The sequence below is a fragment of the Microbacterium sp. LMI1-1-1.1 genome (assembly GCF_040815675.1).
In the GTDB taxonomy this organism is placed as follows: domain Bacteria; phylum Actinomycetota; class Actinomycetes; order Actinomycetales; family Microbacteriaceae; genus Microbacterium.
In genome coordinates this window covers 246347-270591 of the sequence record NZ_JBFPNN010000008.1, presented here as the reverse complement: position 1 = coordinate 270591, position 24245 = coordinate 246347, and the positions used below count along the sequence as shown (strand labels likewise).

At 74.0% G+C, this 24245-nt stretch carries 21 protein-coding genes; 8 read left to right on the top strand and 13 right to left on the bottom strand.

Annotation, left to right across the window (positions count from 1 at the left end; all coding sequences use genetic code 11):
* The first annotated feature begins 51 nt into the window (after positions 1-51).
* Positions 52-1794 (top strand): amylo-alpha-1,6-glucosidase, encoded by a 1743-nt coding sequence (locus MRBLMI1_RS10945; RefSeq protein WP_367732586.1) that lies wholly within the window; start codon positions 52-54, stop codon positions 1792-1794.
* An 81-nt stretch (positions 1795-1875) separates the two neighbouring features.
* Entirely contained in the window at positions 1876-3471 is a 1596-nt protein-coding gene (locus tag MRBLMI1_RS10940; protein WP_367732584.1) for a molybdopterin-dependent oxidoreductase, read from the top strand.
* A gap of 82 nt (positions 3472-3553) precedes the next feature.
* Here the strand turns inward: MRBLMI1_RS10940 and rocD are convergent, their stop codons facing one another.
* The 4 genes from rocD to MRBLMI1_RS10920 form a co-directional block, all read right to left on the bottom strand.
* Entirely contained in the window at positions 3554-4771 is a 1218-nt protein-coding gene (rocD, locus tag MRBLMI1_RS10935) for an ornithine--oxo-acid transaminase (RefSeq protein ID WP_367732580.1), read from the bottom strand.
* Positions 4768-5652 (bottom strand): dimethylargininase, encoded by an 885-nt coding sequence (gene ddaH, locus MRBLMI1_RS10930; protein ID WP_367732578.1) that lies wholly within the window; start codon positions 5650-5652, stop codon positions 4768-4770. The genes rocD and ddaH overlap by 4 nt, the downstream gene beginning before the upstream one ends.
* Before the next feature lie 193 nt (positions 5653-5845).
* Positions 5846-7357: an alpha-N-arabinofuranosidase gene (locus MRBLMI1_RS10925; RefSeq protein ID WP_367732576.1), complete on the bottom strand. Its 1512-nt coding sequence runs from the start codon at positions 7355-7357 to the stop codon at positions 5846-5848.
* A gap of 232 nt (positions 7358-7589) precedes the next feature.
* Entirely contained in the window at positions 7590-11330 is a 3741-nt protein-coding gene (locus MRBLMI1_RS10920) for a proline dehydrogenase family protein (RefSeq protein WP_367732574.1), read from the bottom strand.
* Positions 11331-11576: 246 nt separating this feature from the next.
* On the opposite strand from MRBLMI1_RS10920, the gene MRBLMI1_RS10915 reads away from it, so the two are divergent.
* Complete coding sequence (locus MRBLMI1_RS10915; protein WP_367732572.1) at positions 11577-12698, top strand: S1 family peptidase; 1122 nt, start codon at positions 11577-11579, stop codon at positions 12696-12698.
* 125 nt (positions 12699-12823) lie between these two features.
* The gene (locus tag MRBLMI1_RS10910) at positions 12824-13804 is read left to right on the top strand and encodes an acetylxylan esterase (protein WP_367732570.1); all 981 of its coding nucleotides are present in this window, start codon (positions 12824-12826) and stop codon (positions 13802-13804) included.
* Positions 13805-13817: 13 nt separating this feature from the next.
* On the opposite strand, the gene MRBLMI1_RS10905 is transcribed toward MRBLMI1_RS10910, so the two are convergent.
* Both MRBLMI1_RS10905 and MRBLMI1_RS10900 read right to left on the bottom strand, forming a co-directional pair.
* Complete coding sequence (locus tag MRBLMI1_RS10905; RefSeq protein WP_367732568.1) at positions 13818-14378, bottom strand: acyl-CoA thioesterase; 561 nt, start codon at positions 14376-14378, stop codon at positions 13818-13820.
* A complete protein-coding gene (locus MRBLMI1_RS10900; protein WP_367732566.1) occupies positions 14375-15322 on the bottom strand; it encodes a DUF817 domain-containing protein in 948 nt (315 codons plus the stop codon). The genes MRBLMI1_RS10905 and MRBLMI1_RS10900 overlap by 4 nt, the downstream gene beginning before the upstream one ends.
* Before the next feature lie 116 nt (positions 15323-15438).
* Here MRBLMI1_RS10900 and MRBLMI1_RS10895 point away from each other — a divergent pair, with 116 nt between their 5' ends.
* Together MRBLMI1_RS10895 and cofE are read left to right on the top strand one after the other, a co-directional pair.
* Entirely contained in the window at positions 15439-15945 is a 507-nt protein-coding gene (locus MRBLMI1_RS10895; protein WP_367732564.1) for a GNAT family N-acetyltransferase, read from the top strand.
* 1 nt (position 15946) lies between these two features.
* Positions 15947-16705: a coenzyme F420-0:L-glutamate ligase gene (gene cofE, locus MRBLMI1_RS10890; RefSeq protein ID WP_367732562.1), complete on the top strand. Its 759-nt coding sequence runs from the start codon at positions 15947-15949 to the stop codon at positions 16703-16705.
* Positions 16706-16893: 188 nt separating this feature from the next.
* On the opposite strand, the gene MRBLMI1_RS10885 is transcribed toward cofE, so the two are convergent.
* The 3 genes from MRBLMI1_RS10885 to MRBLMI1_RS10875 are packed head-to-tail and all read right to left on the bottom strand — an operon-like array spanning position 16894 to position 18843.
* Positions 16894-17502, bottom strand: coding sequence for an energy-coupling factor transporter transmembrane component T family protein (locus MRBLMI1_RS10885; RefSeq protein WP_367732560.1), 609 nt, complete (start codon positions 17500-17502; stop codon positions 16894-16896).
* Positions 17503-17536: 34 nt separating this feature from the next.
* Positions 17537-18235: an energy-coupling factor ABC transporter ATP-binding protein gene (locus MRBLMI1_RS10880; protein WP_367732558.1), complete on the bottom strand. Its 699-nt coding sequence runs from the start codon at positions 18233-18235 to the stop codon at positions 17537-17539.
* Positions 18232-18843 carry a biotin transporter BioY gene (locus MRBLMI1_RS10875; protein ID WP_367732556.1) on the bottom strand — a complete coding sequence of 204 codons (612 nt, stop codon included), beginning with the start codon at positions 18841-18843 and terminating at the stop codon, positions 18232-18234. Before MRBLMI1_RS10875 ends, MRBLMI1_RS10880 begins: the two co-directional genes overlap by 4 nt.
* Before the next feature lie 52 nt (positions 18844-18895).
* On the opposite strand from MRBLMI1_RS10875, the gene MRBLMI1_RS10870 reads away from it, so the two are divergent.
* Entirely contained in the window at positions 18896-19552 is a 657-nt protein-coding gene (locus MRBLMI1_RS10870; RefSeq protein WP_367732554.1) for a TetR family transcriptional regulator, read from the top strand.
* A gap of 9 nt (positions 19553-19561) precedes the next feature.
* Here MRBLMI1_RS10870 and MRBLMI1_RS10865 read toward each other — a convergent pair whose 3' ends face one another.
* The 3 genes from MRBLMI1_RS10865 to MRBLMI1_RS10855 are packed head-to-tail and all read right to left on the bottom strand — an operon-like array spanning position 19562 to position 22758.
* Positions 19562-21016, bottom strand: coding sequence for a cytochrome b/b6 domain-containing protein (locus MRBLMI1_RS10865; RefSeq protein ID WP_367732552.1), 1455 nt, complete (start codon positions 21014-21016; stop codon positions 19562-19564).
* Entirely contained in the window at positions 21017-21982 is a 966-nt protein-coding gene (locus tag MRBLMI1_RS10860) for an electron transfer flavoprotein subunit alpha/FixB family protein (RefSeq protein ID WP_367732550.1), read from the bottom strand.
* Positions 21982-22758, bottom strand: coding sequence for an electron transfer flavoprotein subunit beta/FixA family protein (locus MRBLMI1_RS10855; protein WP_367732548.1), 777 nt, complete (start codon positions 22756-22758; stop codon positions 21982-21984). The genes MRBLMI1_RS10860 and MRBLMI1_RS10855 overlap by 1 nt, the downstream gene beginning before the upstream one ends.
* Positions 22759-22872: 114 nt before the next feature.
* On the opposite strand from MRBLMI1_RS10855, the gene MRBLMI1_RS10850 reads away from it, so the two are divergent.
* Positions 22873-23400, top strand: coding sequence for a MarR family winged helix-turn-helix transcriptional regulator (locus tag MRBLMI1_RS10850; protein WP_367732546.1), 528 nt, complete (start codon positions 22873-22875; stop codon positions 23398-23400).
* A gap of 31 nt (positions 23401-23431) precedes the next feature.
* On the opposite strand, the gene MRBLMI1_RS10845 is transcribed toward MRBLMI1_RS10850, so the two are convergent.
* The gene (locus tag MRBLMI1_RS10845; protein ID WP_367732544.1) at positions 23432-24235 is read right to left on the bottom strand and encodes an enoyl-CoA hydratase-related protein; all 804 of its coding nucleotides are present in this window, start codon (positions 24233-24235) and stop codon (positions 23432-23434) included.
* Positions 24236-24245: the final 10 nt, after the last annotated feature.

Below are 24245 nucleotides of genomic sequence, written 5' to 3'. Positions count from 1 at the left end.
TGAGATCGCCGCCGTGGCAAGCACGAACTCCTCACGAATCGGAGACCCTCGATGACGAGCCCCCTCCCCTCCTTCGACCTGCGCCGCGTCCCCTTCAGCCGTCGGGGTTCGTGGATGAACCTCTCCCCCGTCGTCGCCGCGCACCGCACGGTCGACGACGTCCACCTCGTCTCGCACCACACCGGCATGCACGCCGTCCTCTCGCTGCAGCCCACGACCCCCGGGCGTGACGAGGGCCGGTGGGCCGTGTCCGCCGACGCCGCCGAGGTGCGATGGGCGGACGGACTCCGCTCCGTGCACGCGGTCTTCGCCTCGACCGACACCCTGCGGGTGCGCGGCGACGCCGGCACCGGCCTCCGTCTGGCGGAGGCTGCCGCCGAGCTCACCCCGTTCACGGGCATCTACCTCTTCCGCGACCCGCGTGACGGCAGCGCGGTGTTCACCTCGTACGAGACCGGCGCGCGGTACCGGGTCACCGCCCTGCGGGGAACGCTGGTCATCGACGGCGCCGAGGCACTGGGCGTCGCCTCCCGCACGGTCACCGTCACCGGCGTCGACGCCGCCGAGTGGGAGGTCGCGATCGAGGAGTTCGAGACGTCCCGCCCGCCGTTCGCCACCGCGACGACCTTCGCGGACGCACGGGCGGAGGTGGCGCAGGAGTTCCGCGACTACGCGCGGGCGGTGGCCCCCTGGGCGGAGGAGGACGGCACCGCCGCCGTCGTCCGCCAGGCCTCCCTGCTGGCGACCTACGTCCTCTGGTCGGCGACGGTGTCCCCCGCCGGGTTCTTCGGGCGCGAGGCCGTCCTGATGTCGAAGCACTGGATGGACAAGGTGTGGAGCTGGGATCACTGCTTCAACGCCCTCGCCCTGGCATCCGGTCTCCCCGGTCCCGCCCTCGACCAGTTCCTGACGCCCTTCGACCACCAGGACGCCTCGGGCGCCCTCCCCGACTCGGTCGCCCACTCCGAGCGGCTGTACAACTTCGTCAAGCCGCCGATCCACGGGTGGGCCCTCGGCCGTGTCCGCGCCGAGGGCGTCGAGCTCACCGCGGCGCAGCGACGCGACGTCTACGACAAGCTCGCCCGGTGGACGCGATTCTGGCTCGACGAGCGGCGCGTCCCCGGCCACGCCCTCCCCCACTACCAGCACGGCAATGACAGCGGATGGGACAACGCCACGACGTTCGACCGCTCCCGCCTCGTCGAGTCACCGGATCTCGCCGCGTTCCTCCTGCTCCAGCTCGACGCGCTGGCCGGCCTCGCCGATGAGCTCGACGAGGACCCCTCGGAGTGGGTCGACGAGTCCGCGCGCCTCGCCGCCGCCCTGCAGGACGAGCTGTGGCGGGGCGACGGCTACACCGCGCGCGGGGTCGCGGACGGGATGGATGCCACCAGGACCAGCCTCCTTCCCTGGCTCGCGGTCGTGGCGGCCGACCGACTGCCCGCCGCGGTCGGCGCGGTCCTGGCCGACGGCATCCGCGCGTTCCTCACCCCGTGGGGGCCTGCGACCGAGCAGCCCGACAGCGAGCACTACGCCGACGACGGCTACTGGCGCGGCCCGATCTGGGCGCCGTCGACGCTTCTCCTCGAGGACGGCCTGCGGCGGGCCGGGCACGACGGCCTCGCGGACGACGTCAGCGCACGGTTCCGCCGCCTGTGCGAGACCGGCGGGTTCGCCGAGAACTTCGACGCGCGCACGGGCGAGGGACTGCGCGACCGCGCCTACACCTGGACCGCGTCGGTGTACCTGATCCTCACCCGCGATGCGTGGCGACGGGATGCCGCCGGGGACTGACGCGCTCCCCGCGGGTGCCGGTTGGCTGTGAGTTCCGGGACCGACGGCCTCGCCGGGTCCGCCGCTCCATAGGCTCCGTTCGTGACTCCTCCGCCGTCCCGCGTCCGCGCCCTGCCCGCGATCGTCGCGGCGGCGGCGGCGACCGTCCTCGGAGCGGGGCTCGGCGAGCTCGCCGCCGCGGTCGTCGCCCCCTCCGCGAGTCCGTTCGCGGTGATCGGCGGCGGCATGATCGACATCGCCCCGGCGTGGGCCAAGGACCTCGCCATCGACCTGTTCGGGACGGGCGACAAGGCCGCCCTGCTCGTCGGGATCGCGGTGCTGCTCCTCGCGGTCGCGGCCGTGGCCGGGGCCGTCGAGTGGCACCGCCCGCCGTGGGGGCGTGTCGTCCTCATCGGCCTCGGGGTCGTCGGTGCGGTGGTCGCGACGACGCGTGCCGACGCGGGCGTCCTCTCCCCCGTGCCCTCCCTCCTCGCCGGCGTGGCTGCGGCCGTGGTCGCGGCGGTGCTCATCACACGTCTTCGTCGCGGCACGGTCCCCCGCGGGCGCGCGCACCCGGCTGACGGCGCGGCCCACGACGGCGCGCCGGTGCCCCGTCCCGCCGACGCCTCCGGACCCACCCGCCGCGGCGTCCTCGCGCTCTCGGGCGTCGCCGTGCTCGCCGGCGCCCTGGCCGCAGCGGGCTCCGTCGCGCTGAGCGGAGGCGCCCGGGCCACGAGCGCCGTGCGCGCCGCGCTGCGCCTCCCGCGTCCGTCCACGACCACCGCCGTCCCGGCGTCCGCCGAGCTCGGCATCGACGGGCTCGCCCCCGTCATCACGCCGTCGGCGTCGTTCTACCGCATCGACACCGCGCTCGTCGTGCCGCAGTTGGATCCCGCCACCTGGACCCTGCGCATCCACGGCCTCGTCGAGCAGGAGGTCGTGCTGCGCTGGGACGACCTGGTGGAGCTCCCGCAGAAGGAGACCGTCGCGACCCTCGTCTGCGTCTCGAACGAGGTGGGCGGATCCCTCATCGGCACCGCGCGGTGGCTGGGGGTGCCGCTGCGCGACATCCTCGCCCGGGCGCGCCCGACGGCCGAGGCCGACATGGTGCTGTCGCGTTCGGTCGACGGGTTCACGGCATCCACGCCCCTCGAGGCGCTCACGGACGAGCGCGACGCGCTCCTCGCGATCGGCATGAACGGCGAGCCGCTCCCGGTCGAGCACGGCTTCCCGGTGCGGATGGTCGTGCCCGGGCTGTACGGATACGTCTCCGCGACCAAGTGGGTCAGCGAGCTCGAGGTCACCCGCTTCGACCGCGCCGAGGGGTACTGGACCCCGCGGGGCTGGTCCGAGCGCGGCCCGGTCAAGCTCGCGTCGCGCATCGACGTGCCGCAGGCGGGCGCGCGCGTCACCGCCGGGGCGACCGTCATCGCCGGCGTCGCCTGGCAGACCCACGTCGGCGTCTCCGGCGTCGAGGTGCAGATCGACGACGGGCCCTGGCAGCCGGCGACGCTCGCCACCGCCATCTCCGCCGACACGTGGGTGCAGTGGAGCCTGCCGTGGGATGCCACCAGCGGCGCGCACACCGTGCGCTGCCGCGCGATCTCGGCCGACGGGCAGACGCAGACCGCGGAGCGCGCCGCCCCGGCCCCCGACGGGGCGACGGGCTACGACGAGCTCACGCTGACGGTCGCCTGACGGCGGCGAGACCGCACGCCCGCCGCGAGATCACACGCTCCGCGGAGTCCGGAGCGTGCGACCTCGCGCGGCCGACCGCAGGTCAGGCAGTGAGGACGTGCCGCAGCTGCTCGACGGCCCAGTCCAGCTCGGTGGCCCTGATCGTCAGCGGCGGGGCGATGCGGATGGTCTGACCGTGCGTGTCCTTGACGAGAACGCCGCGCGCAAGCATCTTCTCGGCGACCTGGCGACCGGTGCCGTACGCGGGGTCGATGTCGACGCCCGCCCACAGGCCCGCGATGCGCACGGCGGTCACGCCGGTGCCGATGAGGGACCGCAGATCGGCCTCGAGGTGCTCCCCCAGCGCCTTCGCGCGAGTCTGGAACTCCCCGGATGCCAGCATCTCGACGACCCGCAGACCCACCGCCGTCGCCAGCGGGTTGCCGCCGAACGTCGACCCGTGCTCGCCGGGACGGATGACGCCCAGCACGTCCTCGTCGGCGACGACCGCGGACAGCGGCAGGATGCCGCCGCCGAGCGCCTTGCCGAGCAGGTACACGTCCGGGACGACGCCCTCGCGGTCGCAGGCGAACGTCTCGCCGACGCGGCCGAGGCCCGACTGGATCTCGTCGGCGATGAACAGCACGTCGTTCTCGGTGCAGATCTCCCGCACGCGGCGGAGGAACCCGTCCGGCGGGACCACGACGCCGGCCTCGCCCTGGATGGGCTCGAGCAGCACGGCGGCGGTGTTCTCGTCGATCGCGGCGGCGATGGCATCCGCGTCCCCGTAGGGCACGTGCACGAATCCCGGCGCATACGGCCCGAAGTCGTCGTGCGCCACGGGGTCGTCGCTGAAGCCGACGATCGTGGTGGTCCGGCCGTGGAAGTTGCCGTTCGCGACGATGATGGTCGCGGCGTCCGGGGCGATGCCCTTGGTCCGGTAGCCCCAGGCGCGAGCGACCTTGATCCCGGTCTCGACCGCCTCGGCGCCGGTGTTCATCGGCAGCACGAGATCCTTGCCGCACAGCTGCGCGAGGGCCGCGGCGAAGGGGCCGAGCCGGTCGTTGTGGTACGCCCGGCTGGTCAGCGTCAGGCGATCCAGCTGCTCCCGCGCGGCGGCCAGGAGGGCGGGGTGCCCGTGGCCGAAGTTCAGCGCGGAGTAGGCCGACAGCAGGTCGAGGTACCGCTTTCCCTCGACGTCCGTGACCCACACGCCCTCGGCGCGCGAGACGACCACCGGCAGCGGGTGGTAGTTATGCGCGACGTGCGCGCTCTCGTCGGCGATCAGTCGGGCGCCGATGTCGTCGACGGCGGTGCTCATCGCGAGCCGCCGCGCAGCTCGAGCGTGCAGCACTTGATCCCGCCGCCGCCGAGCAGCAGCTCGGACAGGTCGACCATCACCGGGGTGTAGCCGCGCTCGCGCAGCTGCGCCTCGAAGCCCACCGCGCGCGGGGAGATGATCACGTTCTTGCCGTCGCTCGCCGAGTTGAGCCCGAACACCGAGCCGTCGGCATCCGAGACCCGGATGGCCTCGGGGTAGCGCTCGCGCAGGACGGCCTGGCTGCGCTCGTCGAACGCGGTGGGGAGGTAGGCGATGTTCGCCGACTCCACGCCGCCGGGACCCTCGACCGGGTCGAGGACCGCGATGGCGGTGTCGAGGTGGTAGAACCGGGGGTCCGTCAGGGTCAGCGACACGACCTCGCGCGAGAAGACCTCGCCGACCTCGCGGTGGCTGTCGCCGGTGGAGCGGAAGCCCGTGCCGGCCAGGATGGTGTCGCCGACGAGGAGGAAGTCGCCCTCGCCCTCGTTCACCTCGACGGGCTCGGCGACCTCGAAGCCGTTCGCGGCGAACCAGTCGATGAAGGCCGGGGCCTCGGCGGCGCGCTCACGGAAGCGGAACTTCGGGCCGTACGCGACGCCGTCGATGACGAAGCCGCCGTTGGCGGTGTAGACCATGTCGGGCAGACCCTCGACCGGGTCGATCAGCTCAATCTCGTGCCCCAGCTCGACGTACGTGTCGTACAGCGACTGCCACTGCTTCAGCGCCAGGTTCGTGTCGGTGGGGCGCGACGGCTCCATCCACGGGTTGATGCTGTAGCTCACCGTGAAGTGCTCGGGACGGCACATCAGATAGCGGCGGTGCTGCTGCACGCGCTCGACGGTCGAGGCCTCGCTGGCGGCGGCGGTGGGGTTCGCGGACATCTTCACTCCTCAGAGAAGGTGCGGCGGACGCTGTCCTCGGGCCCGGTGGCCCTTCGACCCGTCGGCACCGAGGCGCCGTGCGGGGAAAGGTCGGTCCGGGCACGCCGCGCCCATTCTCGCACGCGCGCGCGGACAGGCGCGAGCGGACCGCCGTGCGGACGCCCCGTCGTGTCGCCGACGGTCGCGCTCCGGGTCAGCGCCGTCGCAGCGCCAGCGCCGCCCACGCGACGGGCGGGAGGGTCACGCGCAGGATGCCGCCCTCGACACGCGCGTCGAGGGGACGGGGCCGGACCCGGTCGGGGTCGGCGAGCGTGTTGCGGGCGGCGGGGTCGTCGTCGTGCAGGAGGTGGGTCTCGACGATCTCGACGTCGCCGAGGCCGCGGACGTCGATCTCGACGTCGAGCGGCTCCGCCATCCCGCGGTTGACGAGGAATACCGCGGACGTCCCCGCGTCGGCGTCGTGGGTCGCGACCCCGGCCACGGCCGGCACGGTCCCGTAGCGCGCCGTCTCGACGCTCGGCGACGCGATGTGCAGGCGCACCGCCTCCCCCGTCGCCAGGCGGGAGGTGAGGGCGAAGGGGAAGAAGGTCGTCTGCCGCCAGGCCGGTCCGCCCGGCTCGGTCATGATCGGCGCGATGACGTTCACGAGCTGCGCCAGCGACGCGCTCGCCACCCGATCGGCGTGCGCGAGCAGCGAGATCAGGAGGCTGCCGAACACGACGGCATCCACCGCCGAGTACACGTCCTCGAGGAGCCGCGGCGCCACCGGCCAGTCGTCGATCGCCGTGGGCTTCTCGGATGCCACGCGGTCCATGTACCAGACGTTCCACTCGTCGAACGAGATGTCGATGCGCTTCGCGCTGCCCTTCGCGGCGCCGACGTGGTCCGCCGTCGCGACGACCGCTTCGATGAACCGGTCGGTGTCGACGGCGGAGGCCAGGAAGGACGCGGTGTCGCCGTCGTGCTCCTGGTAGTAGGCGTGGCAGGAGATCATGTCGACGTCGTCGTAGGTGTGCTCGAGGACGACCCGCTCCCACTCGCCGAACGTCGGCATCTGCGCGCCCGAGGAGCCGCACACGACGAGCTCGATCGACGGGTCCAGCTGGCGCATGCCCTTCGCCGTGCGGGCGGCGAGCGCGCCGTAGTCCGCGGCCGAGCGATGCCCGAGCTGCCACGGCCCGTCCATCTCGTTGCCGAGGCACCACACGCGGACGTCGAAGGGCTCCGCGCGGCCGTTGTCGATCCGCTGCTGCGCCAGCGTGGAGCCGGCGGGGACGTTGGCGTACTCGAGCAGGTCGATGGCCTCGAGGGTGCCCCGCGTGCCGAGGTTGACCGCGAGCATGAGGTCGCTGCCGGCCTTGTCGAGCCAGTCGGCGAACTCGTGCAGGCCGATCTCGTTCGTCTCCGTCGAGTGCCACGCGAGGTCGAGGCGGCGGGGGCGCTGCTCGCGCGGGCCGACGCTGTCCTCCCAGCGGAAGCCGGAGACGAAGTTCCCGCCGGGGTACCGGATGGTGCTCACGCCCAGCTCGCGGACGAGGTCGAGCACGTCGGTCCGGAACCCCTGCTCGTCGGCGGCGGGATGACCGGGCTCGTAGATGCCGTCGTAGACGTGCCGACCGAGGTGCTCGACGAAGCCGCCGAACAGGCGACGGCGGACGGGGCCGATCACGGATCGGGGGTCGACGGTCAGTCGGGCGGCGGTCATCGTTGCTCCTCCGGGTCGGGTCGACGGTATCCCGAGCCCCGCGCGCACGGAAACGTTTTCGAAACCCCTCAGGGCGATGGATGCCATGCCCCCCAACCTGGCGCTGACTTGTCGCATATGCACGCGAAAGCTCGGCGTCCGGCGTACATATGTGCCAAGTCAGCGCGAGGCCGGACCGCGACCCACGACGACAAGGACTGCGCTGCGGGCGATGGATGCCACGCCCCCGGGCTCAGATGACGGCGGTGCTCCACGGGTCGGGGCGGCCGTGACGGAACGCCGCGATCGAGATCGCCTGCTCCCGGAGGAAGGGCAGCAGCTCGATCCGGCCCGCGGTCGTCACCTCGTCGGCGTACACCGTGACCGCGGGGTCGCCGGCGATCGTCCCGACGAGGGCCGCGCGGAGGGCGCGCACCGACTCCGCGGGGCCGACGAGCCGCACGCGCGACGGCCGGACGGCGGGGGCCGCCGGCGGGTCCGCGGCGGTGTCGCCGGCGGCATCCGGGACGCCCCCCGCCATCCGCTGCAGCCACTGCGCGTCGCTCTCGACCGAGACCGCGACACCACCGTCGCCGAGCAGGTGCCGCACCTCGGCCGGAAGCCCGACCGGAGTGCTGAGGGTGAACGTCGACGCCGACCGCACCGCCGCCACCAGCACGCGCAGCACGGCCTGCCACGACGCGTCGCCGGTCGCACGCACGGCGACGTCGACCGGGCGGTAACGCCACAGGTTCCGTTCGACGCCGAGCCGCGACACGTCCTTGACGCGGCCGAACTCACGGTCCCACGCGACCGCGTCCGACAACGCCCCGCGGCGCAGCCACTCGAACGCCTCGTAGCCGAGCGTCGGCTGCGCGGCCTCGATGAGCGCGGCGATGCGGCTGTCCAGCCCGCGCAGGTGCAGCGTCGAGGACGCCGGACCACCCGACGACGGCCGCCACGACCCGAGGGCGACGAGGCGGTTCGGCCCGCCCGCCATCGTCCCCGTGCCCACGTTCGCCTCGCCCCAGCCGCCGAGCGGCTCGCGCTGGGCGGCGAAGCCCACCGTGGAGCGGTTGACCCGGAGCGTCGCGGCCTCCACGCCGTCGAGCCACAGGTCGAGGTCGGCGGCGTCGCGGGTGTGCAGCCCGGCGACGAGACCCGACCCCAGCAGGTTCTGCAGCTCGATCGCGCGGGTCATCGACGGCGCGTGCAGGACGCCGAGCACCGGTGCGGCCACGGCGGTGCGGGTCAGGTGCGATCCGGCGTGCACGCCGATGCGGACGCCGGGGGTCCAGAACCGTCCCGCGGTGTCCGGGCCGAGGTCCAGCTCGCGCGGCTGAACGAGCCAGCGCTCCCCGGTCTCGAGCACGGTCAGGGCGCGACGCACCTCGCCGGTCGGCTCCTCCACGAGGGGCCCGATGTCCGAGCGCGGGTCCGAGGCGGGCCCGACCCGCAGCGACGAGACGGCGTCGGCGAGCTGCGCCGCGATGCGCGACGACCGCGCGGCCGACCCGACGAGGATCGCGAGCGAGGCGGCGCCCGGGGCCTGACCGGCGCGCGCGAACGCCCCCTCCACGAGAGCCGCGACGGCGTCGTCGACGTCGGCGGACGGGGCGACCACGACGACGTTCCGCCCCGCCGTGACCGCCTGCAGCGGCAGCTCGGGTCGCCAGGCGACGAACCGCTCCGCCGTGGCCCGCGCCCCCGCAAGCAGGACGCGGTCGACGCCCGGGTGCACGAGGAGCGAACGACCGGATGCCTCCTCGTTGAGGTCGACGTAGGCGAGGACGTCCCGCGGGACCCCCGCCGCCCACAGCGCCTCGGCAACCACCGCCCCCGCACGCCGCGCGCGGGGCGAGGGGGTGAGCACGACACCGGAGCCCGTGGCCAGCGCGGCCAGGGTCTCGGCCGCGCACAGTCCGACGGCGGAGTTCCACCGCGGCGCGACGACCGTCACGCGATCGGGGACGAAGACGGCGCCCGGGACGCGGTCGAGCTCCTTGGCGGTGACGGCGTAATACGCGGCGGCGTCGACGGCCGCGTTGACCTCCGCGTCGCCCTCGGCGACGAGCACGCCCGCCTCGGACGCGAGCACCTCCAGCAGCTCGCCGCGGCGCTCCTCGAGCGAGCGCGCGGCCGCCTGCAGGACGACGGCGCGGTCGGCGGCACCGAGCGCGCTCCACGGCTCGGCGCCGGTCCGCACGCGGTCGATCACGGCATCCAGGCCCTCGGCGTCGTCGACGCGGCCCGCCGCCGCCGTCGCGTCGCCGGCGGTCGACTCTTCGGAGCGCGCGAGCACGTCGCGCGCCCAGGCGCGGTCCGCGGGGATCGTGGGGTCGGTGCGCGCGGCGTTGCGGAAGCCGACGGCCCCCTCGGCCGCATCAGCGGTCTCGCGCAGCGAGAACACCGCGGTGTCGACGAAGGCCTGCCCGCCGAAGAGCATCTGCTGCACGTCCGGTCCGAGCGCCGAGGTGTCCTCCGCGGCGGCGTCCCTGGCGATGCCGAGCACCGCCTGGGTGAGGCCGCCGTCGACGGCCTCGTCGTCGGCGCGGTCGCGCAGGATGGACGGCGCACCCGCCCGCCCGCGGCGGGAGAAGCGCGGGGGCAGCACGGTGGTGCCGGCCCGGCGGAGCGCGCGGTCGACGCGCTCGGCGACGGGCGAGGCCGGCCCGTCGTCGTCGGGGGATCCGGATGCCGCGGCGTCCGACGCCGGCGCATCGTCGCCCGCCGTCCCGTCGGTCGAGGGAGCCGGCTCCGCCGACCCGGGGCCGGACGTCGCGGCGGCGGCGGCCGCCTCCGCGGCGGCCCGGGCGATGTCGGCGGCGACGACGTCGAGGTCGTCGGGGTGGACGACGGGGGCGAGGACGACGTCGGCCCCGGCCGCCGGGACGAAGGAGCGCGGGGCGACGATCTCCACGGCGGTGCCGGCGTCGTCCGCGAGCGCGCGCGCGAGCTCGGCGACCACGCCGTCGGCGGTCTGCACCTGCACGCGCAGACCGGACGCGACGCGCTCGTCCAGCACGGTGCGCACCGCCGCGACGACGAGCGCGTCGAGGTCGTCGCGGTCGATGGCGAAGGGCGCGGACCAGCCCGAGCGCGCGGCGTCGACGAGCTCGTCGGTCGTCGGCACGCCGTCCACCAGCCGGACGTGGAGCGGCGCGCCGCCGTCCGCGACCCGCACGCGCGCCCACGCGGCCAGCTCGCGAAGGGCGTCGGCGGCGTCGGGAACGGCGACGGGGAGGGCGATGCCGGCCGCGAAGCCCTGCAGGCGCGGCTCCTCGAGCACCCGCGTCAGGACGGCGACACCGAGGTCGAGGTCGTCGCGACCCTCGACCACGAGAGTCGGTCGGACGTCGGCGCCGGCGGCATCCAGGACGATCGGAAGGATCCGCTCCGCCGCGCGCTCGACGTGCGCGTCGAAGCCCCACACGCCCAGGCCGGCGAGGACGTCGCGCAGGGTGAAGGAGATCCGGTCCACGTCATCGTGGGAGAGGAGGGCGCGGATGCCGTCGACGCGGCGGCGCGCGGCGGCGTCGCCGAGCACCGCGGGACCGGCGAGACGCACGTCGAGGCCGCTGTCGGCGCGGACGGCCGCGATGTCGGCGCCGAGACGCTCGCTCCGCGCGTCGAGGACGAGGCGGGCGACGAGGTCCCGGACCGCCCGGCGCGCCACGGGCACCGCCGGGGTCGGCAGGACCGGCGCGACGGCGCCGCCGAGCTGGAGGGCTCCCCGCACGAACCACGGCAGGGCGTCGGGCAGGTCGGCCGCCAGCCGGTGCAGGCCGGCCGCGGCGGCGCCGACGCCCTCGGGACGCAGCACGTCGTCGGCGGCCGTCGCGAGGAGCCGGACCGCCTCCGGCCCGATGACCGGCGGACGCGGGCGGTCACCGTCCGGCAGGGGGTCGTTCCGGCCCGCGATGCGCGCCGCGACGCGGTCGGAGACGTCGGAGGAGAGCGCCGAACCGGTGGCGCGCGCGTCGTTCGTGCTCATGGTGCACAGCCTAGGCACGAGGTGCCGAGCGCCCCGGCGGCCCGCCGCGCGCGCCGAGAACTGGCGGCTGGGGATCCGTCCGGCGCCGGCGGGCACCCTGCACGGTGCGGAGGACGGCGAACGAGCGTTTTGTTACACCCAGATCAACAAAACTGTGAGTTCCTTCGCAATCGGGCCTGAGCGTGCTTACATGTCTCCCGGGTACCCACCACCATTTATCCCCCACTGGATGGAAGGTCACTCCACGTGAACCGCATATCGAAAGCCGTCGTCGGCGCTGCCGCCTTCGGCCTCTTCCTCACCACCGCGGCCACCGCTCCGGCGCTGGCCCAGACCGCCGCCCCCGACGCCGCCGTCGAGGGCGTCGACGCCCGACTCCTCGCCGCCATGGCGAACAGCCTCGGGACCGACACCGCCGGAGCGCAGGACGTGTTGCGTTTTCAGGCCGACGCGACCGAGACGCAGACGGACGTCATCGAATCCACGGGCGACGCCTACGCCGGCACCTGGCTCGACGAGTCGAGCCTGACCGTCTACGCCGCGGTCACCGACGACGCGGCGAGCGCCGCCGCCGTCGAGGCCGGCGCCGTGCCGGTCGAGGTGGACCACTCCCTCGCCGACCTCGAGGCGATCTCCGCGCAGATCGAGGCCGGCGTCATCCCCGACGTCATCCCCTCCTGGTGGATCGACGTGGAGACCAACGACGTGGTGGTCGACGTCGTCGCCGGCGGCGAGCAGTCGGCGACCGACTTCGTCGCGTCGCTCGGCGTCCCCGCCGACGCGGTGCGTCTGGAGACGGGCGTCGAGGCGCCCGAGACCCTCGCCACGATCCGCGGCGGCATCGCGTACAACATGTCGAACGGCGGCCGATGCTCGGTCGGCTTCTCGGTCCAGGGCGGGTTCATCACCGCCGGTCACTGCGGCGAGGTCGGCACCGGCACCACCTACGGCACGTTCCGCGGCTCGTCCTTCCCCGGCAACGACTACGCCTGGGTGGCCACCACCGCGGACCACGCCCCCGTGGGCCAGGTCGTGAACTACTCGGGCGGCACCGTCGCGGTGCGCGGCTCGACGCAGGCCGCGGTCGGTGCGACCGTCTGCCGTTCCGGCTCCACCACCGGGTGGCACTGCGGCCAGATCCAGGCGTACAACACGTCGGTCCGCTACGCGGAGGGCACCGTCTCGGGCCTCATCCGCACCAACGTCTGCGCCGAGCCGGGTGACTCGGGCGGCTCGCTGCTCGCCGGCAACCAGGCCCAGGGCGTGACCTCGGGCGGGTCGGGCAACTGCAGCTCCGGCGGCACGACCTACTTCCAGCCCGTCAACGAGATCCTGCAGGCCTACGGCCTGCGCCTGCTCACCAGCTGAGCCCCTCCCCCCGAAGACGGCACCCCGGTCGACTGACGCGACCGGGGTGTCGTCGCGCGTGCGGGACCCGCGGCTCGCATCGTGTCGTACTGTCGGTTCGTCCCGCCCCCTGCCGAGGAGTCCCCATGGCTCACGTCCTCACCGACCTGCCGCTCGAGCAGCTGCACGAGTACCGCCCCGCTCTGCCGGAGCCCGACGACCTCGACGCGTTCTGGGCCGACACCCTCGCCGAGGCGCGTGCCGCCGCGACGGCCCCGACGCTCGCGCCGGTCGCCGCGCCCGTCCGCGCGCTCACCGTGCACGACATGACCTTCACCGGCTTCGGCGGAGACGAGATCCGCGCGTGGGTCGTCCGCCCGCACGGCACGGAGCCGCTCCCGGCCGTCGTCGAGTTCATCGGCTACGGCGGCGGCCGCGGACTCCCCGGAGAGCGCGTGAACTGGGCCGCGGCGGGATACGTCCAGGTCGTGATGGACACCCGAGGCCAGGGCAGCGGATGGAGCCACGGCGACACCCCCGACCCGCACGGGTCCGCGGCCGCCTTCCCCGGGGTCATGACCCGTGGCATCCGGGATCCCCGCGACTACTACTATCGACGGCTCATCACCGACGCCGTCCGTCTCGTCGACGAGGTACGGGCGATGGAGGGCGTGGATGCCACCCGCATCGCCGTCACCGGAGTGAGCCAGGGCGGCGGACTGGCCCTCGCCGCGGCGGCGCTGTCCGGCGATGCGGTGGCCGCGGTGCTGCCGGACGTGCCGTTCCTCTGCGACTTCCCGAAGGCGATCGTGCGGACGCCGCTGCCCCCGTTCACGGAGATCACCCGTTACCTGTCGGTCCACCGCGACGACACCGCCGCGGTCCTGCGCACCCTGTCCTACATCGACGGTGCCGTGCTGGCCCGCCGCATCGCCGCGCCGGCGTACTTCTCCGTCGGGCTCATGGACGACATCGTCCTGCCCTCGGGGGTCTTCGCGGCGTTCCACAACGTCGCGTCGGAGGACGCGGCGATCGAGGTGTACCCCTACAACGGCCACGAAGGCGGCGGGTACCGCCACTTCCTGCGGCAGGTCGCCTGGCTCGACGCCCGCTTCGGTCTCGGCTGAGCCTCCCCGCCGGTCACTTCCAGTCGCTGGGGGCGGGGCGCCGCGTCGAGGGAAGGGCGGATGCCGCCGCCCACTCGTGCACCCAGGGCTCGATGTCCGGCAGGCCTTCGGGGCGGCCGACCGCGCCGAACAGCTCGTCGTGCGGCACGGTCCCGCCGGTGCGGCGGAGGATGCGCGCCCGGATGACGGCGCTGGCGTAGATCTCCCCGCCCGCGACGGCGCGGTGCCCGAGGTAGACCGCGCGATCGTCGTGGCCGAGCAGCCGCGTCTCGAGCGTGAACCGCTGCCCCAGCTCGAGCGACCGGCGGAAGGTGATGGTCTCGGCGGCCACCACCGCGTACCACCCGTTCCGCGACATCGCGTCGAGCAGCCCGGTGCGGGTCAGCAGGTCCCACCGCCCGAGGTCGAACAGCGACAGGTACCGGCCGTTGTTGAGGTGCCGCAGCAGGTCGATGTCGGTCGGGAGCACGCGGATGCGGATGCGGCCGATCGTGTTCGGGTCGAGGGCTCCCTCGCGACGGAGTCGACGGCGCGCGCGGGCGAGGACGAGGAGGGTGCGCCAGAGGAGGTTCACGAGGGGCGAGTGTAGCGATCCGACGGAGAAGCCCTTTCTCCGTTGTCGTTGTCCGACAAGTCCGCGTTCGGGGCCGCGCCGACGACGACGTCCGGCCGACGCGGCGGGTACACCCACGTCACGAGGACGACCGACACGATCATCAGCAGGAACCACGACACGAGCTTCGACGCGTCCACGGGATGCCATCCGCCCACCTGGGAGGGGTAGAGCCAGGCCCCGGCATAGGTGCCGATGTTCTCCGCCAGCCAGATGACGACCGCGACCCCCGCGAATGCGAGGAGCAGCGGCATCCGGAACGTGCCCCGGAAGAAGCGGAAGTGCATCGTCGTCCGCGCCCACAGCAGCACCACCACGGCCAGGAGCACCCAGCGGGCGTCGAACACGAAGTGATGCGAGAAGAAGTTGACGTAGATGAGCGCCGCGACGACCCCCGTCGCCCACAGCGGCGGGTACCGGGTGAAGCGCAGGTCGAACAGGCGGTACACGCGCACCATGTAGCTGCCGACCGCGGCGTACATGAAGCCGCTGTACAGGGGCACCCCGCCCAGCCGCAGCACGCCCTCCGCCCCGTAGACCCAGGAGCCGACGTCCGTCTTGAACAGCTCCATGATCGTGCCGACGACGTGGAACGTGACGATGACGCGCAGCTCGCGCACGGTCTCCAGGCGACCGACGAGCATGACGACCTGGATCAGCACCGCCGCGATCGTGAGCGCGTCGTTGCGTGCGAGCACGGCGTCGTCGGGGTACCAGAGCTTCGCCGCGAGCAGCACGGCGAGGAAGGCCGCCCCGAACACGCACGCCCACGCCTGCTTCAGGACGAAGACCGCGAACTCGACCAGCCGCGCCCGGGCGCCCGTCTCCGGGGCGCCGGCCAGCAGGCGGTTCGCGACGGCGTCGATACGGGCCTCGACGGAGGTGAGGGAACGGCGGTCCGGCATGGGGGCATGCTGACACGTCCGTCTGACAGAACCCGGGCGGCCCGCATCGCATACCGCATCCGGGCGTCCGCGGCATCCGATTTCACCCCCGTCGGCGGCGCGCGTAGGGTCGTGCCATGGAAGCGGAGACCCGAACCGACATCGTCGTCCGTCCGGTACGCGACGTGGATGCCGAGGCCCTGGGCCGCGTGCACGCCACCTGCTGGCACGAGACCTACGACCACCTGATCAGCACGGCCGCCCTCGAGGCGGTCTCCCCCCGGCGCATGGCCGAGCTCTGGACGCATTGGGCGTCGCAGGGCGAGGAGTACCGCATGCAGGCCGCTCTCGTCGACGGCGAGATCGTCGGCTTCGTCGGCTCGGGCCCGGCCCGTGACGAGGACGCCCCGCGCCCCCGCGAGCTGTACTTCATCTACCTGCTCGACGCCTTCCACGGGACCGGCATCGGCCAGCGCCTGTTCGACGCGGCGGTCGAGGAGGGCGAGGGCCTCTACCTGTGGGTCGCCGAGGACAACCCCCGCGCGCACCGGTTCTACACGCGCAACGGCTTCACGCTCGACGGCTCCTCGCAGGTGCAGCCCTTCCTCGGTGAAGAGCTCACCGAGGTGCGCTTCGTCCGCTGACGTGCTGCAGGTGTGGGCCCTCGCGGGCATCGGCGAGATCACTCCGGGCGCGGACCTGACGAAGGTCGTCCTGGATGCCGCCGACGAGCCGTTCCGCGACGGCGACATCGTCGTCGTGACGAGCAAGATCGTCTCGAAGGCCGAAGGGCGACTGCTCGCGGCCGACGACCGCGAGGACGCCATCACCCGGGAGACGGTGCGGCTCGTGGCATCCCGCCCCTCGCCGTCCGGGCACGTGACGCGCATCGTCGAGAACCGCCTCGGGATCGTCTCGGCCGCCGCGGGCGTCGATGCGAGCAACACCCCCGAGGGGACGGTCCTGCTGCTGCCCGAGGACCCGGACGCCTCGGCCCGCCGCCTCGCCGAAGGCCTGCGGGAGGCGACCGGTGCCCGCGTGGGCGTCATCGTGACCGACACGCTCGGCCGCGCGTGGCGCGAGGGCCAGACCGATCACGCGATCGGGGCGGCCGGAGTGCACGTCTTCGAGGACCTGCGGGGGACCACGGATGCCGAGGGCCGGCCGCTCGTCGTGACGCTGCCGTGCGTGGCCGACGAGATCGCCGCGGCCGCCGACCTCGTGAAGGGCAAGGCCGCACGCCTGCCCGTGGCCGTCGTCCGCGGGCGCGGGGACCTCGTCGGGGACCTCGACCTGCCCGGCGCGCGGTCCATCGTGCGTCCGGCCGAGCGCGACATGTTCCGCCTCGGTGCGGACGAGGCGTACGCCGCCGGGCTCGCCGCGGGGCGGGCGACCGCGGACTGACGGCTGCGGTGCTTCCGGCGTCGTTCGCTGGGCGTGTCCCAGAATGTGCGAGGTGGGGGCTGCTTTCCTGCACGAAGTGGGACATGCCGGTTCGGCCAACGGCCGGTTCCTCGGGCCAAGAGGGCGTGTCCCAGAATGTGCCGATCAGAGGCTGATCTCCTGCACGAAGTGGGACATGCCGGCGGGGATCAGCGGACGCCGCGAGCCGCGAGCGCCTCGCCGAGCTGATCCGCATGCCGGAGCGTCAGGACGAGGAAGGGCAGCATGCCGCGGTGGATCGCCGGCCGCACGCCCCGCGCCCGTTGGGCCTCGCGCACCTCGGCCGCGAGGCGGGCGAGCACCGGGATCGTCGTGAGCGCGACGCTGAGAAGGAGCGCCGCGCGGGCGGCATCCATCCCCATCCACGACAGCGGGGCGAGGATCCGCTCGAGGGCCTCGAGCACCGCCGCGGCGGGCGTCGTCAACGGCAGGAGCGCGGCCACGGCCAGGGACACGGCGATGCGGACCGTCGTGGCCGCCGCGGGCTCGACGCCGGCGAAGACCGCCTGCACCACCGCCGTGAAGGCGAGCAGCCAGCGCAGCCCCCACACCTGACGGGCGAGCTCCGCGAGACCGGCGCGGGTACCCCACCCGACCGTGGCGTACCCGACGATCGCCGTGACCAGCCCGATCCCGCACGCGAGCCACGACGACGGCAGGGCCGCGACGGCGATCGCCACGAGGGCGAGGAGCGCGATCTTGCGTCCGGCGGGCATCCGGTGCAGCCGCCCGTCGCCGGGGCGGAAGAGACTCAGCACCGTCGCACCCGCGCCGCCTGGCCGGCGGGCACCGTCAGCACGCCAGCACCCGTTCGTAGGCGGCGACGACGTCGTCGGGCGTCCCCACGCCGGCGACCCGTCCCCCGGCGAACAGCACGGCCACGTCGCAGCGGCGCGCGAGGGCGAGGTCGTGCGTGACGAGGACGACGCGGTGCCCGGCGTCGGACAGCAGGTGATCGGCGACGAGGCGGGCGTTGCGGGCGTCGAGATACGCCGTCGGCTCGTCCGCGACGACGAGCGCGGGATCGCGGACGAACGCCCCGCACAGCGCGAGCAGCTGCTTCTGCCCGCCGGAGAGGTCGTGCGCGGCACGTCCGGCGAGGTCGCCGAGACCGAAGCGGTCCAGCGTCGCGGCGACCCGGGCGTCCCGCTCGGACCGCGGCAGGCGCTGCGGGCGCAGCGAGAAGGCGACGTCCTCGGCGACCGTCGGCAGGAGGATCTGCGCGTCGGGATTGCTGAGCACCAACGCCGCGCGGTCGCGGAGGACCGCGGCATCCCGGTCCGGATCGACGCCGAGCACCTCGAGCGTCCCCGCCGTCCGCGGCACCAGCCCGGCGACCACGCGGGCGAAGGTCGACTTGCCCGACCCGTTCTCGCCGATCACCGCGATGGTGCGCTGCGGGAGTGCGAGGGCGACGCCGTCCAGGACGAGGTGCCCGCCCAGCCGGACGGCGAGGCCGTCGCACCGCACCGTGGCCGGCGCCGGAGTCATACCGCGGCGGCCTCGGGGGCGCGCTCGGCCGCGACAGGCTCGCGCCACTCCCGCCGGAACCCGCGCGGGTAGGCCCGCACGAGCGTCGTGACGACGAGCGTCGCGACCACGGCCTTCGCCAGGTCGCCGGGCACGAACCCGAGGCTCGACAGGGCCGTCTCCCCGAGGGGCAGCCGCATGACCAGGCTCTGGACCGGGATGCCGAAGAGGTAGATGACGCCGATCCCGCCGACGACCATCGCGACGGCGGTCCGCCACACCACGGGCCGGCGACCGCCCGCGTGGACGATGAGCCCGATGACGACGGCGCCCACGATCCATCCGAGCAGGTACCCGGCGGTCGGGCCGAGGAAGACGCCGAAGCCGCCGCGGCCGCCCGACAGGACCGGGAGCCCGACCGCGGCGAGCGCGAGGAGGACCGACACCGACAGCGCACCGAGCCACGGACCGAGGATGGCTCCGGCGAGCATCACCCCGAGCGTCTGCAGCGTCACCGGGACGCCGCTGAGGACGACGAAGCCGCCGGGCAGGCCGAGCACGGCGATGAGCGCGGCGAAGACCGCGACGCGGGCGAGGTCGGTGGCGTCGAGAGCACGACGAGTGGGCATGAGGACTCCTCCTGAACGGTGTTCACTGAACGGCGTTCACTATACTCACCGGATGGCATCCCGCGGACACACGGCCGACGACGTCGCCCGGACGGCTCTCCGCCTCCTCGACGACCACGGACTCCCCGACCTGACGATGCGCCGCCTCGCCGGCGCTCTCGAGGTCCAGCCCAGTGCCCTGTACTGGCACTTCGCGAACAAGCAGACGCTGCTCGCCGAGCTGTCCGACCGGATCGTCGCGCGGATGACGCCGGGGCGGCCGGCCCTCCCCGCCGACAGCGCGTCGGACACCGACGGCGGAGCCGCGGGCCGCGGGCCGGCGTCCGAGGACGACGGTGCGGACCCCGCGGCATCCGGGATCCGCTCCGTCGCCCGCGAGGCCGCCGCGTTGCGCGACGCCCTCCTGGCCTATCGCGACGGGGCGGAGGTCGTCTCGAGCACCCTCGCGCTGGGCCTGGGCGGATCGACCGCCCGCGACCGTCTCTCCCGGGCGGTCCGGCAGGACGGGGTGGATGCCGCGGACGCCGACCGCGCGGCGACGACGCTCCTCCACTTCGTGCTCGGGCACGCCTGGCACGAGCAGCAGCGGATGCAGTACGACAGCGCCGGCGCACGTCTGGACGACGGCCGCGCGTCGACGGCATCCGCGGACTTCGCCTTCGGAGTCGACGTGATCGTCGCCGGCCTCCGCGCCCGCGCCCCGCGCTGACCGCCCGGGTCAGCGCTGCTTCACGTCGCCGAACAGGCGCGCGATCGGGATCAGGACGGACGGGCGCGCCGCCACCCATCCCGCGGCCATGACGAGGAGGGATGCCGCGAAGATCAGCAGCCCGGTCGGATCGCCCGCGAACGCGTCGGGGTCCACCGAGCCGCGCGCCGCGTACATGTGGTCGAGGTTCCGCAGGGCCCCCGTGGCGAGGACCAGGGTCACGTGGACCACGATGAACGCGACGAAGAACAGCATGGTCGGGTAGTGCAGCTTGCGCGCCCACTCGGCCGGGAACAGCCGGTTCAGCCTCTCGGCATCCCTCGGCCACACCCCCGACAGGCGCACCCCCGTGACGATGGCGACCGGGGCCGCCACGAAGGTGATGGCGAAGTACGACAGCTGCTGCAGGCTGTTGTAGTTCACCCAGCCGTTCTCGGTCGGCCAGTCGAGAGCGGCGTACTGCAGCGCCGCCGACACCGCGTTCGGGAACACGTCCCACGACGTCGGCACGATGCGCATCCACTGCCCGGTGACGAACAGCAGCACGACGAAGACGACGCCGTTGGCGATCCAGAGGATGTCGAGCGACTGGTGGAACCACAGTGCGAGGCTGATGCGGCGACGCTTGTTGCCGCGCGGCGACCAGAAGGCGGCGGGCCGCTTCTCCCGGTGCACCTGCCAGCCGGTGCGGATGATCAGCAGCAGGAAGAAGCTGTTGAGGAAGTGCGACCAGTTCAGCCACGCCGGGATGCCGACCGGAGCGGCGTCCGGCAGGGGGTACTCCCCCGGGTACGCGGCCAGGAACGCCTGCCCCGACGGCAGCGAGAGCAGCACGCGCGCGATGACGACGACGAGCGCGACGAGCACGAGCGCCAGCGTCCCCAGCACCGCGAGGGAGCCGGCCCACTGCACCGGCGTGTAGGGCCCGATCGTGCGCGGCTCGCGCTTCGGCGGGCGAGGGAGGGATGCCGCCACCCCCGGCCGCACCGTCCGCGGCAGGGTCAGCGGTGCACGGGGCGCGGCGGCGCGATCCTCGGACGACGGCACGGAGCTCGCCGCATCCCCCCGCGCATCTGCGGGATCGGGACGGATCTGCGAGATCGGCGGCCACGGCTCGCCCCCCGGCTCGCGCGGCAGTCCTCGCCGCACGCCCGAGCCCGCGGCATCCCTCCGCCCCGCTTCCGGGACTCCGGATGCCACCGCCCCCACGCCCGCGGAATCGGAGACCGACTCAGCGCCCGGGACTCCGGATGCCACCGCCCCCACGCCCGCGGAATCGGAGACCGGCGCCGCATTCGGACCCGCGGCGGGCTTGCGTCCGATTCCGGCGCGGTCCTCCGATTCCACGACGGCCGGTTCGGCGGACCCCTGCGGGCCCGGCGCGTCGGATGCCGCGGGCGGCCAGGGCTCCCCACCGGGGACGCGCGGCAGCCCGCGACGCGGGGTGCGGGGTGTGGACGCCATCTACTTCTTATGGGCCTCGAGCGCGCTGATGAGTTGGGGGACGACGGTGAACAGGTCTCCGACGATACCGAAGTCGGCGATGGCGAAGATCGGGGCCTCGGAATCTTTGTCGACGGCGACGATGGTGCTAGCGGTCTGCATGCCCGCGCGGTGCTGGATGGCTCCGGAGATGCCGAGCGCGATGTACAGCTGCGGCGACACCGAGACCCCGGTCTGCCCCACCTGGTGCGCGACGGGAACGTACCCGGCGTCGACCGCCGCCCGCGATGCGCCGACCGCCGCCCCGAGCACGTCCGCCAGCTGCTCGACGAGCGCGAAGCTCTCCCGCGATCCGACTCCCCGGCCCCCGGCGACCACCTTCGCCGCCCCGCGCAGCTCCGGACGCGACGACGGCGCCGTCGTCTCGCGGAAGCTCTCCACCCGGGCGGACGGGACCCCGGATGCCGCGACGTTCAGGCTCTCCTGCACGAGCGGTCGCGGCCCGAGCCGGTCGGTGACGGCTCCGGGTCGGAGCGTCGCGACGAGCGTGCCGAACGTCGGCGCCCCGTCGACGGTGAACGCACCGCCGAAGACGGAGTGCTGCGCGACGACGCCGAGCTCGTCCCGCGACACCCCCACCACGTCCGCGGCGAGCGGGAGCCGCAGGCGCGCGGCGAGACGTGCCACGGCGTCGCGCGGCTCGACCGCGTTCGCGGCGAGCACCGCCTCGGGCCGCACCCGGTCGACGGCGGCGGCGAGCGCGTCCACCACCGGGCCGGTGAGCAGGCTCGGGTCGACCGCCGACGTGAGGACGCGAGCGGCGCCGAGGCCGGCGGCCGCCTCCGCGGCGGCGGGGAGGACCTCGGCGGGTCCGGCGAGGAGCGCCACGGGCTCGCCGAGACGCTCGGCGGCGGCGAGCAGCCCGGCGGAGGTCGCGGCGAGCGCCCCGGACGGCAGGATCTCGAGCAGGACGACGACGGGACCCATCACGCCACCCCCGCCGCGATCAGGTAGTCGGCCAGGCGACGCCCGGCGTCGCCCTCGTCGACGATCTTCGTCCCGGCCTCCCGCGGCGGGCGCTCGGCGACGGACAGCATGATGTAGCGCGCGACGGCGGGGTCGTCGACCTCGATGCCGAGGTCGGCGGCCGTGAGGGTCTCGTACGGCTTCTTCTTCGCGGCCATGATCCCCTTGAAGGTCGTGAACCGCCCCTCCGGCAGGGCCTCCGTGATCGAGACCACTGCCGGCAGCGGCGCCCGTACCCGCATGGTCCCCGCATCGGTGAGACGGTCGCCCGCCACCTCGTCGTCGCCGATCTCGAGGGTCGCGAGCGCCGTGAGCTGCGGCATCCCGAGCAGTTCGGCGATCATCGCCGGCAGCACGCCGCCTCCGCCGTCGGTGGAGACGTTCCCCGCGATGACGAGCGCGGGGGCGACGCGGCGCACCGCCGCGGCCAGCACCTCGGCGGTCAGCCCGAGGTCGGCCCCGCGAAGGCCTTCGTCGACGACGTGCACCGCGGAGGTCGCCCCCATCGCGAGCGCCTTCCGGACGGTGGCGGCGGCGCTCTCGGGAGCCATGGTCATGACGACCACCTCGGTGCCCGGATGCGCGTCGGCGTACGCGAGCGCCGCCTCGACCGACCGCTCACCGATCTCGTCGAGCACGGGGGTGGACGCCCCGCGGTCCACGAGCCCGGTCTCGAGGTCGAGCCGCCGCTCGCCCCACGTGTCGGGCACTTCCTTGACGAGCACCGCGATCCTCATCGACGCGTTCCCTTCCCTCGGATGGATGCCTCTCCCCCGCGGGCCCGCCGTCGGACGGACGCGGCCGATCGCCGTCCGCCGCCCGCGCGGTACCGTGAGGGACGAGGAGGACCGATGACGCGACGACTGCCGGTGGACCCGATCGCCGAGGCGAAGCGCCAGTGGCTCGCGCACGGGTGGGACGACGCGGCCGACGGCATGACCGTCGTGACCTCGGTCATCCGGGCGCACCAGCTGCTGATGGCATCCATCGACCGCGCCCTCCGTCCGTTCGACCTGTCGTTCTCGCGGTTCGAGATGCTGCGTCTGCTCGCCTTCACGCGGGAGGGACGGATGCCGATGGCCAGCGCGATCGCCCGCCTCCAGGTCCACCCGACGAGCGTGACGAACACCGTCGACCGTCTCGTCCGCGACGCGCTCGTCACCCGCGAGCCGCACCCGACGGACGGCCGCGCCGCTCTCCTCGTGCTCACCGCGGAGGGTCGGCGGCAGGTCGACGCGGCGACGGAGGCGCTGAACGGCGTGTTCGCCGACCTCGGGCTGGGCGACGACGACGCGGTCGCCCTCGTGCGGATCATCGCGCGCTTCCGCAAGGGCGCGGGCGACTTCGCCGACCCGACGCCGGTCCCCGACCCGCTCTGACCGGGTCGCCCGTCCACCCCCGCCGTGACGCTCATCGGTGCGTGAACGACGGCGACCGCTTCTCGCGGAACGCCGCCATCCCCTCCTTCTGGTCGGCGGTGTCGAACAGCGACGAGAACGCCTGACGCTCGAAGCGGAGACCCTCGGCCAGCGTGGACTCCAGGGCCACGTCCAGCGCCGCCTTCGCCGCGTAGAGCGCGGGCAGCGACTTCTCGGCGATGGTGCGGGCGACCTGGTCGGCCTCGTCGAGCAGGTCGGCCGCGGGCACCACGCGCGAGACGAGTCCCGCACGCTCGGCCTCGGCGGCATCCATCATCCGCCCCGTCAGGACGAGCTCGGCCGCCTTGTAGTACCCGATCGCGCGGACGAGGCGCTGCGTGCCGCCCATGCCCGGGATGACGCCCAGCTGGATCTCCGGCTGCCCGAACTTCGCGCGGTCCGAGGCGAGGATGACGTCGCACATGAGCGCGAGCTCGCAGCCGCCGCCGAGGGCGTAGCCCGAGACCGCCGCGACGACGGGCGTCCGCACGGCGGCGAAGCGCGACCAGGCGCCGAAGTGGTCGGTGAGGGACATGTCCAGACCGGACTTCGTCTCCATCTCCTTGATGTCGGCGCCGGCGGCGAAGGCCTTCTCGGACCCGGTGACGACGATCGCGCCGATGTCGGGTGCGTCGTCGAACGCGGTGGCGGCGGCCACGACCTCGATCATCGAGCGGGTGTTGAGGGCGTTCAGCGCCTCGGGCCGGTCGAGGGTGATCCAGCCGACCCGTCCGCGCTGCTCCGTGCGGATGGTCTCGTAGGCGGCGCTGCGGTCACCGGTGTGCTGCTCGGTCATGTCACTCCCG

Coding starts and splice junctions, on each gene's coding strand:
- MRBLMI1_RS10945 (WP_367732586.1), top strand. CDS start 52: ATGACGAGCCCCCTCCCCTCCTTCGACCTGCGCCGCGTCCCCTTCAGC.
- rocD (WP_367732580.1), bottom strand. CDS start 4,771: ATGAGCACCGCCGTCGACGACATCGGCGCCCGACTGATCGCCGACGAG.
- ddaH (WP_367732578.1), bottom strand. CDS start 5,652: ATGTCCGCGAACCCCACCGCCGCCGCCAGCGAGGCCTCGACCGTCGAG.
- MRBLMI1_RS10925 (WP_367732576.1), bottom strand. CDS start 7,357: ATGACCGCCGCCCGACTGACCGTCGACCCCCGATCCGTGATCGGCCCC.
- MRBLMI1_RS10920 (WP_367732574.1), bottom strand. CDS start 11,330: ATGAGCACGAACGACGCGCGCGCCACCGGTTCGGCGCTCTCCTCCGAC.
- MRBLMI1_RS10910 (WP_367732570.1), top strand. CDS start 12,824: ATGGCTCACGTCCTCACCGACCTGCCGCTCGAGCAGCTGCACGAGTAC.
- MRBLMI1_RS10900 (WP_367732566.1), bottom strand. CDS start 15,322: ATGCCGGACCGCCGTTCCCTCACCTCCGTCGAGGCCCGTATCGACGCC.
- MRBLMI1_RS10895 (WP_367732564.1), top strand. CDS start 15,439: ATGGAAGCGGAGACCCGAACCGACATCGTCGTCCGTCCGGTACGCGAC.
- MRBLMI1_RS10880 (WP_367732558.1), bottom strand. CDS start 18,235: ATGACTCCGGCGCCGGCCACGGTGCGGTGCGACGGCCTCGCCGTCCGG.
- MRBLMI1_RS10875 (WP_367732556.1), bottom strand. CDS start 18,843: ATGCCCACTCGTCGTGCTCTCGACGCCACCGACCTCGCCCGCGTCGCG.
- MRBLMI1_RS10870 (WP_367732554.1), top strand. CDS start 18,896: ATGGCATCCCGCGGACACACGGCCGACGACGTCGCCCGGACGGCTCTC.
- MRBLMI1_RS10865 (WP_367732552.1), bottom strand. CDS start 21,016: ATGGCGTCCACACCCCGCACCCCGCGTCGCGGGCTGCCGCGCGTCCCC.
- MRBLMI1_RS10860 (WP_367732550.1), bottom strand. CDS start 21,982: ATGGGTCCCGTCGTCGTCCTGCTCGAGATCCTGCCGTCCGGGGCGCTC.
- MRBLMI1_RS10855 (WP_367732548.1), bottom strand. CDS start 22,758: ATGAGGATCGCGGTGCTCGTCAAGGAAGTGCCCGACACGTGGGGCGAG.
- MRBLMI1_RS10850 (WP_367732546.1), top strand. CDS start 22,873: ATGACGCGACGACTGCCGGTGGACCCGATCGCCGAGGCGAAGCGCCAG.
- MRBLMI1_RS10845 (WP_367732544.1), bottom strand. CDS start 24,235: ATGACCGAGCAGCACACCGGTGACCGCAGCGCCGCCTACGAGACCATC.